Source organism: Pseudoalteromonas sp. UBA2102, from assembly GCF_002331165.1.
GTDB lineage: Bacteria > Pseudomonadota > Gammaproteobacteria > Enterobacterales > Alteromonadaceae > Pseudoalteromonas > Pseudoalteromonas atlantica.
The window spans coordinates 72,591-81,941 of record NZ_DCYU01000031.1; the positions used below are offsets into that span (position 1 = coordinate 72,591).

A 9,351-nucleotide genomic window follows, 5' to 3' on the forward strand; every position below is an offset into this window, starting at 1 on the left:
GTAACGACACGAGATAACTGTAATTGCTGTATCATCCACGGCATATACCAAACGATTTGTATCATCTATTCTACGAGACCAAAAGCCTGAAAGATTTTCTTTGAGGGGTTCCGGTTTTCCAATCCCATCAAAAGGAGAGCGCTTAACATCGACAATTAGCTTATTTATACGTTTCAAGGTTTTCTTATCTTGAGTCTGCCAGTAGACGTAACTATTCCAAGCTTCATCAGTCCATGATAATAACCTGTTACTCATCAATAAGTTCTCGTGGAGTCGTTTTGCCCGCTTTATACTGCGCAATTGAACGGTTTAAATGCTCAGCGTTCGCTGGAGAGCGAAGTAAATGAACAGTTTCCATAAGGCTGTTGTAGTAATCTAATGACATTACAACCGCATCTTCAGTGTCACGACGAGTGATTACTGTCGTATCTGCATCATTAATTACATTATCTAAAACGGTTTTTAGACTATTTCGGGCTTCGGTAAAAGACACTATTCTCATTTTGCACCTCACTTGTACATTATATAAGACAAGTTTAGCTGGAAAATTATTACATGTACAGGATACTGTGCATTACTTTGTTGTGGTAGCAAATTTCTAAATAAAGCGCACGGACATGTGGGCTAAAACAAAGGCCACTTTATATTAACCAGCCCAGCCGCTGGATAGAATGAAAATTTAAGATGGCTGTCTAGTTTATTATCTAAGTGAGGCGCACAGACATACGATCTAAAATTCGAGCCGGCTGCAATGTGCACGTGCTATTATCCTTGTGAGCAGTTTAATATGAACTAGCTCAAAATTAATATGATTGTTAGCAGTTTATAACAACAACGTCTGCATCTTTAAAAGTCTCTCTTGCATACTCAAAAATGGGCTTCGCTAAACGATCGCTTGGTGCCCAAATACCAACAGCATTATCACTCGCATTGAAAAAACTGACATAATTACCAGCTAACTGGATCTTAGTAACCGAAGACTTAGGAATAGTTTTCCCGTACTTTTTATTTAATCTAGCAACGGGTAAGTGAGAAATGAACACTTGCTCTCCCATGTCTACCAACACTTTTTCGGGATTATAATGCTTAGACCCATAACTAAAATACAAAGATGTTACGCTAACAATAATGCAAATTAATAAAAACCATTCCATACACTACTCCTTGAACTATTAACGCCGCCATAACCAGTAGCTGTGTGCTAGCACTCTTTAGGCTGTCCTGCCACTAAGTGGCGATGATTGGATGCTTTGTTAGCTATCGAAATACACTTAGGCCAAAAGGTGCAAACCTGCCACGCTGCTGACTCCGTAAGCCCATAAAGTTTCAAACGCAGAGCTTAAAAAAATACGAGTACGAGCAGTTATTGTTTTTACCATAGACACCTCCTTTTTACTGTTGTCGTTTGCCAAAGGAACTAAACGAATGGTTAAGTAACGAAGTAAAATTAATAAAAGGGCTACAGAGCCAACAATCGCTAGAGGAATTGAACCTCCACCTAATACCCCTATTGGCCTAAATGTACTTTGCTAAATGTTATCTCCTAGATAGCTAACGCTTTTAATAACTGGCAAAATAAAGCATAGCGAAGCGGCGCTTTATTTTGTCCATGTTGATTTAATTGTTAGATGTGTTTTCATGAAATTGCCAGTATTGCCAATAAAACATAACCTAATAAAAATAATGGAAGCTGAACCCATAGGCCATTTTCTTCAGAGCACCAACGCTTGTTCTTTTTTTGATGTGCCTTGAATTTGTTTTGATGCTTTTCATCAAGGAACTCACAATTGTGATAGCGCCTTCCAAATTTTATTGGGTCTTCAGTTAGTTCGTTTCTATAAAAATGAAATCTTTGCATCCTTCCAATGGCGAACACAATACGATAATTACGTATACTCAGTTGTGCCTGATACTTTGCAAAAGCTCCTATGATAATGGCAAGAAAAAGGCTGACATTTGATGCTATTAATAATTTACTTTGACAATGGTCGCCATTCAATAAATTTGTTGACTGTGAAATTGATAGAGCTATTCCGCCTGTAGCCAATGCAGTAACCCAAGTTATATAAGAAGAAATATCTTTTGTAAGTTCAATATCACCATATATAGCGTCTTTAAACACCTCTTCAGCTCTATCAATTATTTTCTCAGCTTCTTCGTTCATGTAGTTACTCTATTAACATCTAACAATTTAGTCTACGACATTTGTCGTTTTACAAACCGACAAATGTCCATAAATTACAGTGATTTTATCCTAGCTATAAAATAAACACCTGTAAACAAATAGTTAGCTTCGCCTTAGCTTTCTTAAATGCAGCAAAACCCCAAAATGGTGGAGATCAGTAATATCAGACAAATCGTTGTTTAGTTATACCGGTTGGTTATTAATTAACAAATCATATTTTAAATACCTGAGTTTAAACCAGTAACGCATACCCCTTTAACCCTTAACCATGCAACTCGTTACTGCTTATAAAATTAGTTAAAAATCACAATCTACTTCTATTGAACCCTTTGTATTTTTACTTCATATTAGCTGAACTATTTCTCAATTATTAGGCTGTTATGTCAGTTTTAAAGTTTAGCCATGCACTTATTCTCACACTTGCAAGTACCCTTTCGCTTACAAGCCATGCGGCGCTTAATAAAAACGAGCGTGAAATAGTAAAACAAGTTGAGCAAAACATGCCGCAAGCGCTTAAAGAGATAAAACAAGCGGTAAATATTAATAGCGGCTCGCTTAATATTGAAGGCGTAAAAAAGGTGGGCGCGCTTGCAAGCGAGCAATTAAAAGCCATTGGTTTTGAGGTTGAGTGGCTAGATGGCAGCGCGTTTAACCGTGCAGGGCATGTATTAGCAACCCATGAGAGTAATGATCCCGATGCAATAAAAATACTGATGATCGGCCATCTTGATACGGTGTTTGCTAAACACGATAACTTTACTACCTATAAACAAATTGATGAACACACCGCCAGTGGCCCAGGTGTAGCCGACATGAAAGGTGGTAACACTATTATAATTACCGCACTTAAAAGCTTACAAGCCCTTAATTTACTTGAAAACGTAAGCGTAAAAGTGCTGCTTACCGGCGATGAAGAAAGCAGCGGCCGCCCACTGAGCTTATCTAAACAAGCCATTGTTGATGGCGCAATTTGGGCTGACGTAGCGCTAGGTTTTGAGAACGGCGATAACAATATTAAAACCGCTATGGCGGCGCGCCGTGGCTATACCGGCTGGACGTTAAATGTAACGGCCAATGCTGCACATTCATCGCAAATATTTAGTGACAGTGTTGGCTATGGCGCTATTTACGAGGCGTCGCGTATTTTAAATGACTTTAGAGAGCAACTAGCTACACAACCTAATTTAACCTTTAACCCCGGGCTTATTGTAGGCGGTACAAATGCCGATTACGACAGCGCTAACTCGTCAGCCACGGCGTTTGGTAAAAGTAACGTAATTGCGCAAACCGTGCATGTAGCGGGTGATTTACGGGCGCTTTCGCCAAAGCAGGTAGAAGGCGCTAAAAAAGTGATGCGGCAAATAGTGGCTAAAAGCTTAAATGGCAGCCAAGCTGAGCTTACTTTTGAAGACGGCTACCCACCAATGGGGCTCACTGAGGGTAATAAAAAGCTGCTTGCACTGTATAGCCAAGCAAGCCAAGACTTAGGCTATAACAAAGTGGAGGCTGCAAACCCACGTAATGCCGGTGCTGCTGATATTTCGTTTGCTGCAAACCATGTTGATATGGCGCTTGATGGCCTAGGCCTAATGGGCAGTGGCGCTCACACTAAAAACGAAACCGCCGATTTATCCTCACTTAATAAAAACACCGCTAAAACAGCACTGCTTATTTACAGATTAGGGCAATAATAGACGCAGGCTTAGCCTTTATGGGTTAATAGGCTCTAACCGTTTGCCTGCTACTTGTAATGCAAACTTACGCAACGTTTTAAGCTGCGGGCTTTCGGTTTGCCAATAGTGCCAGTATAAAGGTGTATCAATATAATATTCTGGGAATAAATCGACTAACTCGCCTTTTATCAGCGAATCTCCTAGCTGTAATGTAGGTAATAGACCATAACCTAGGCCTGCTATCATGGCTTGTTTAAATCCCTCTGACGAAGGGTAAATATGGGTAAACAGTGGGGCTGAGCCATTAATATCTTCTAAAAACTGGTGTTGTAGCTTGTCATACTCACTAAATACCAAGCACGGTAAATGCGCTAATTGCGAAAGCTCAGTAAGCTTATGTTGTTTTATAAAATCGGGGCTTGCAATGGCTTTGTAGCGTATGGCGCCAAGTGGGCTAACTAGGCCGCCATTGACGGGCTCGGGGGATGAGCTAATACATACCATAACCTCGCCGTCTTTCATTCTTTTATGGGCAATGGATTGATCTTCACTAATGACTTCAAAGCGTAATTTGCACGCAAGCTCTGTATCTAATACGGCGAGTGCTTCGGGCAGCCAGGTTGCAAGCGAATCCGCATTAGCAGCAAGCTTTACGCTAAGCGGGGTGTTTAAGTCTGTGTGCTCGTTAAGTGCCTCTACATTAAGGGCCACTTCTAGCTGCAATACTTGCTGTAAATGGTTAAGTAAACGTTTACCAAGTGCCGTGGGCGTTGGCGGCTGGGTTCTTATTAATACGGGCTCGCCTAGTTTGGCCTCAAGCTGATGAATACGCCTACTCACCGCCGATTGGGTAATAAATAATTTTTTTGAGGCCTTTTCAAATCCGCCTTCACTTATAACGGCACTAAGCGCATTGAGTAACTGGTAATCAATCATGAGTTTTACGCATATAACAATAAATATATTCATTGGATTTGTAACAGAATACCCCCTACCCTGCAAGGCATTGGATAACAGGTTTTATTTGAGTGGATTAGAAGTATGTCGTTTTTGTCGGGTGTGATGTTAGGGCTAAGTTTAATTATTGCCATTGGGGCGCAAAATATTTGGATTTTAAGCCAATGTATGGCGGGCGCTAACCGTTTTGTTTTAGCCGCGGTTTGTATACTTTGCGACGCCACATTAATTATTGTAGGTGTATTTGCCGCTAATGAGTTAAAGCTATGGCTGCCGGGGTTATTACCGTGGTTAACCTGGGGTGGTATAGCCATGTTACTTTACTTAGCATTTGGCTCTGCGCGCAGCGCAATTAAAGGCACATCGGGGTTAAAAGTAACTCAGGTAATAAAAGTGAGCTGGTGGAAAACGGCCCTTGCGGCCTTTGCTATAAGCTTACTAAATCCACATGTTTATTTAGACACCGTATTGCTGCTTGGCAGCATTGGCGCATTACAACCCGTGCCTATGCACTTTGCTATTGGCGCTTGTGTGGCCTCTGTTATTTGGTTTAGTAGCTTAGTGTTGTTTGCGCCAAAATTAAAAAAGGTTTTAAGCTCCCCGTTTAGATGGCGCGTATTTGATAGCTGTATTGCGGTTATTTTATGTTTTGTGGCGTTTCAGTTATATAACGTGCCAAGCCAATAAGCCAAAACAGCGGTAGTTATGTATTTAACTACCGCTGTTGTTAGCCATTTTTAAAAGACTAAGACATTATTTTATAAAGTAATTCTCGCACTGTGGCCGGTTCAAACGGTTTATCGCAAATGGCATCAACTCCTGCTTGCGCAATATTAGCTAGGTGAGTGTCGTTTGCCTCTGAGCTCACCATTAAAATAGGAATATGCGAGTAAGCATTTGAGCCACGTACAGTTTCGGTTAGTTCGCGACCATCCATTTCTGGCATGTTGTAATCGGTAACGATTAAATCGAACGATTGCTCACTAAGGTGCGCTATGGCTTCTTTTCCGTTTTCGGCTTCTACCGGTTCGGGGATCCCCATGCCAGCAAGCACGCGTATTATGTGTTTACGAGCAAAGCGGCTGTCGTCTACTACAAGTACGCGAAGTAGCGTTACATCAAAATGATCAAGCTCTACTTCTTCTTCGCTTATTATATCGAGAGTTGCTTTGAGTGCGCGAGTAATGGCTTTTGCGCTAAAAGGCTTAGGTAAAATAGCCAACACACCGGATTGGCGTAGTTGCTCAAGGTACTTTTTATTACGCTCGCTCGATATAAGCATAAAAGGTTGATGTTCAGTGGCGGGGTTAAGTCTTATTTTTTGCAATAATGAGTCGGCTGTGCCGTCTGATAAGTACATCGAGCTTATTACTAGGTCTGGGTGGTAACTTTCAAGTAACGATAAAACCTGCGCTTGAGTAGCCGCAGTTTCTACTTGTTTAACACCACTTTCTGCAAGCGATTTTATTATTATTTTTTGCTGAACTTCTGAAGGCTCTACAAGTAAAATGGACAAGTTTGCTATTGCAGTTAGGTCGCTCATTCAAGTCTCTTTAGTATTGTTATAATAAGGATAATAATAACATTATTGACTCGTTAATATTATATAAAGAGATTGTAATATTTAAGAAAACATTAGCAATCTCTTCAAAATATAGCACTTTCTAATTAGATTGGATGTATTCTAATGCATTCATTTTTTTGTACGTTACATTGCTGTGCATTATGTGAACAGGGTTAGGGTCTACCACTTCTACAGGTATGTCGTAATTACGGGCTATTTCTAATGCCATTTGGGTGATATTTACACTAAACGAGGTGCCCATAAATACAATTTTATCGGCGTTGAGCATACGCTGTTGTGCTTCGGTTATTCTGTAAAGCTCGGTATAAAATTCATCGAACAACAACACAAAAGGCTTAAACGAATAATTAAGCTCAGGTGTTTGGTTTTGAATATTAAATAGCTCAAAAAGAGACTCATGCAGGCGGCTTTCATCTACACTATCCCACGGGGTCATTAGCGGTTTAACGGCTTCGCCTTGCTCATGAAATAACGTCATTTGATCGAGCCTGCCGTGTATAGCAATGTAATTTTTGTTACCGGCTTTGCCATCAAGGCCATCTATGTTTTGGGTTATTAAATTTTTATCGCTCAGCCAATGGTGTACTTCATTAGGGCCATGGTTACGATAGGCAGCAAAACGATTGTAATACCAAGCTAAAAACTCGCGCGGATTGTTTTGATACATAGCACGCGTGGCCATTTCCATAGGCGTATAGTTTTTACTGCCTATAGTCCAAAAGCCATCTTCGCCTCTAAATGTAGGTATGCCACTAGCAGCACTTACCCCTGCACCGGTAATATAAAGTGTATTCACTGTCCTACCTCGTACCCTAGTACATCGTTTATTACTTGTTGTTGGTTGTTCATACCGCCAATACGATATAAAGCCCCATTGTGCTCAAGTAGGCCACGGTGATCCATACTGCCAACAGCTACATTAGGTAATACCTGCCACGTGTTTTGCTTTATATTAAAACGCCACACATGGTTGCTCGCCGGGGCGGGCTGTTTATTGTAACCAATCCCGTTGTAGTTATAGGGGTTATTAGAGCCGCCCAGCATGTAAATATTGTTATTGTAGCTAGTAGCAGCCATACGGTAATGCGACTCCCCAGTAGGATGAGGCAAAGTACGCCAGTCTATTTTTAGCGGATTGTTGGCATTTATTGTGCCTTTTAAGCACTGAGCAACACCCGCAAACGAGCGGCGAGAATCTGGATTTGCTTGGGTTTTAACGCCATCGCAAATAACAATGGTATTACCACTAATAGCAGCCGCTTGGCCAAATACTGGCTCACCTAAAAAAGGCGACGCCTGCTGCCATGTATTGTTTTTAGTATCGTAAACTTGCACTAAATTTACATTGCCATCGTTATGCCAGCCGCTAATAAGGTATATGTAACGCTCTTTGTAGCTTAGCGCTACGCTGTCATCAACTGGTACTGGCATGCTTGCAAGATGCTTATATGTATTGTTTTTTATATCGAAACGGTACACATCGGGGCTTGAAATTTCAGTATGATCGCTATCTACCGTGTAGCCACCAAAAATATAAGCGTATTCACCTAAGCCAACAGCAGTACTAGCTAAGCGCCCCTTTAATGGCAAACTTGAAGGCACACTCGCTTGTTGCTGCCATGCGCTGTCGCCCAGTTTTAGTGAAAATACCTTATTGTGTACATCTGTGTGTTGTTTGTTTTTACCAAGCCCCATAAAACTCAAAAAATAGCGTTGGTTTTCAACAGTAACCTTAGCTACGGCATTGTTTGCAACGGGTTCGGGTAAAGCAGGAAGGCTTGCTAGCGCAATAGAAAAAAGAAGGCTCATAAAAACAAATAATATAAAAGTGATTAATACACTTAGGGTAAATTATTTTACCTGCATGAACCAGCTAACTATAAGTAATTTACATTATTAATGTGTGTGTTTAGGTGTGCTGCGTTTTACAAACCATCTAATAATTAATGGTGTAGCCAGCGGGCTAAATTAGATAAGCGAATTTACAAGCAGCGCCTAATTTACACGCCTTATTACTTGATTTTGAGGCTTTATTTGTTAATTTTATTTAAAAACTACAAAACTTTAATGATTTAGCGTTAAGTTTTAAAACGTCCTTACTACTTAGTAATTTATGCTAGTTAGCCTAATAAAGTGTACTTTTAGCAATATAAAGTATGCTAATATTTTGTGGTAACAAATGTTTTACAAAAATATATCCTGTTTTTGATTTTTGATCCCTGTGGAGAAACCTAGGTGAAAATACCTAAAAAGCTATTGTGCTCACTAATTATTGCCTCACCAATACTTGCTGCAGAACCATTAAACGACGATGACTTAGACCTTGACGCGTTAATGGGAATGGATGTTCAAGCAACTTCTGCAATGAAACGAGCACAATCGGCCTTTAACACCGCCTCTTCTATTTATGTGCTAAGCAAAGAGCAAATTACAAGCTCGGGCGCTACCTCTATTCCTGAGGCATTAAAAATGGTGCCAGGCCTTACCGTAAGACAACTTGATAACAATCAATGGGCTATTTCTGCACGCGGTGTTGCTTCACGGTATTCCAGCAAATTATTAGTAATGATAGATGGGCAAAGCCTATACACCCCCAAATTTGCGGCTGTGTATTGGGAGTCGTTGCATGTGCCTTTATACGATATTGAACGTATTGAGGTTATTCGTGGTCAGGGCGGGTTGTTATGGGGTAATAACGCAAATAACGGCGTGATCAATATCATTACTAAAAATAGCTTAGATACACGCAACACTTACGCTAAAGCAATTACAGGTAATCAAATAAATGCCGACATAAGCCTTCGCCATGGTGGTGATATTTCTGATATTGGTAGTTACAGGGGCTACTTTAATACTAAAAATACCGCACCTTCTAAAAAAGGCAGCCGCATTAAACCTAATGACTTTACTAAACAGCACGCTGGCGGCTTTAGAGCTGATTTTACGCCAAG

Annotated in this window: 11 protein-coding genes; 3 read left to right on the plus strand and 8 right to left on the minus strand. The window is 40.5% G+C overall.

Annotation, left to right across the window (positions count from 1 at the left end):
* From B2R65_RS03625 to B2R65_RS03640, 4 genes are all read right to left on the minus strand, one after another.
* A partial coding sequence (locus tag B2R65_RS03625; protein ID WP_286741176.1) for a Txe/YoeB family addiction module toxin occupies positions 1-255 on the minus strand: 255 nt, incomplete at its 3' end.
* Complete coding sequence (locus B2R65_RS03630) at positions 248-502, minus strand: type II toxin-antitoxin system Phd/YefM family antitoxin (protein WP_055016076.1); 255 nt, start codon at positions 500-502, stop codon at positions 248-250. The genes B2R65_RS03630 and B2R65_RS03625, both read right to left, overlap by 8 nt.
* Before the next feature lie 313 nt (positions 503-815).
* Positions 816-1,154 carry a hypothetical protein gene (locus B2R65_RS03635; RefSeq protein WP_286741180.1) on the minus strand — a complete coding sequence of 113 codons (339 nt, stop codon included), beginning with the start codon at positions 1,152-1,154 and terminating at the stop codon, positions 816-818.
* A 482-nt stretch (positions 1,155-1,636) separates the two neighbouring features.
* Entirely contained in the window at positions 1,637-2,164 is a 528-nt protein-coding gene (locus B2R65_RS03640; RefSeq protein ID WP_286741181.1) for a hypothetical protein, read from the minus strand.
* Between the two features lie 401 nt (positions 2,165-2,565).
* On the opposite strand from B2R65_RS03640, the gene B2R65_RS03645 reads away from it, so the two are divergent.
* The gene (locus B2R65_RS03645) at positions 2,566-3,876 is read left to right on the plus strand and encodes a M20/M25/M40 family metallo-hydrolase (RefSeq protein WP_286741183.1); all 1,311 of its coding nucleotides are present in this window, start codon (positions 2,566-2,568) and stop codon (positions 3,874-3,876) included.
* An 18-nt stretch (positions 3,877-3,894) separates the two neighbouring features.
* On the opposite strand, the gene B2R65_RS03650 is transcribed toward B2R65_RS03645, so the two are convergent.
* Entirely contained in the window at positions 3,895-4,794 is a 900-nt protein-coding gene (locus B2R65_RS03650) for a LysR family transcriptional regulator ArgP (RefSeq protein ID WP_064387159.1), read from the minus strand.
* 105 nt (positions 4,795-4,899) lie between these two features.
* Between B2R65_RS03650 and B2R65_RS03655 the strand changes: the two genes are divergently transcribed.
* Positions 4,900-5,502, plus strand: a complete 603-nt coding sequence (locus B2R65_RS03655; protein WP_004587008.1) for a LysE/ArgO family amino acid transporter — start codon at positions 4,900-4,902, stop codon at positions 5,500-5,502.
* A gap of 58 nt (positions 5,503-5,560) precedes the next feature.
* Here B2R65_RS03655 and B2R65_RS03660 read toward each other — a convergent pair whose 3' ends face one another.
* The 3 genes from B2R65_RS03660 to B2R65_RS03670 form a co-directional block, all read right to left on the minus strand.
* On the minus strand, positions 5,561-6,358 hold the full coding sequence (locus B2R65_RS03660) for a response regulator (RefSeq protein ID WP_121638280.1): 798 nt from the start codon (positions 6,356-6,358) through the stop codon (positions 5,561-5,563).
* A 121-nt stretch (positions 6,359-6,479) separates the two neighbouring features.
* Positions 6,480-7,196 (minus strand): SIR2 family NAD-dependent protein deacylase, encoded by a 717-nt coding sequence (locus tag B2R65_RS03665; RefSeq protein ID WP_286741187.1) that lies wholly within the window; start codon positions 7,194-7,196, stop codon positions 6,480-6,482.
* Positions 7,193-8,209 (minus strand): Kelch repeat-containing protein, encoded by a 1,017-nt coding sequence (locus B2R65_RS03670; RefSeq protein WP_286741188.1) that lies wholly within the window; start codon positions 8,207-8,209, stop codon positions 7,193-7,195. Before B2R65_RS03670 ends, B2R65_RS03665 begins: the two co-directional genes overlap by 4 nt.
* Positions 8,210-8,635: 426 nt before the next feature.
* On the opposite strand from B2R65_RS03670, the gene B2R65_RS03675 reads away from it, so the two are divergent.
* A partial coding sequence (locus B2R65_RS03675; protein WP_286741190.1) for a TonB-dependent receptor plug domain-containing protein occupies positions 8,636-9,351 on the plus strand: 716 nt, incomplete at its 3' end.

Excerpts from the sequence above, each read along its gene's own strand:
- B2R65_RS03630 (WP_055016076.1), bottom strand. The coding sequence starts at position 502 with ATGAGAATAGTGTCTTTTACCGAAGCCCGAAATAGTCTAAAAACCGTT.
- B2R65_RS03635 (WP_286741180.1), bottom strand. The coding sequence starts at position 1,154 with ATGGAATGGTTTTTATTAATTTGCATTATTGTTAGCGTAACATCTTTG.
- B2R65_RS03640 (WP_286741181.1), bottom strand. The coding sequence starts at position 2,164 with ATGAACGAAGAAGCTGAGAAAATAATTGATAGAGCTGAAGAGGTGTTT.
- B2R65_RS03645 (WP_286741183.1), top strand. The coding sequence starts at position 2,566 with ATGTCAGTTTTAAAGTTTAGCCATGCACTTATTCTCACACTTGCAAGT.
- B2R65_RS03650 (WP_064387159.1), bottom strand. The coding sequence starts at position 4,794 with ATGATTGATTACCAGTTACTCAATGCGCTTAGTGCCGTTATAAGTGAA.
- B2R65_RS03655 (WP_004587008.1), top strand. The coding sequence starts at position 4,900 with ATGTCGTTTTTGTCGGGTGTGATGTTAGGGCTAAGTTTAATTATTGCC.
- B2R65_RS03660 (WP_121638280.1), bottom strand. The coding sequence starts at position 6,358 with ATGAGCGACCTAACTGCAATAGCAAACTTGTCCATTTTACTTGTAGAG.
- B2R65_RS03670 (WP_286741188.1), bottom strand. The coding sequence starts at position 8,209 with ATGAGCCTTCTTTTTTCTATTGCGCTAGCAAGCCTTCCTGCTTTACCC.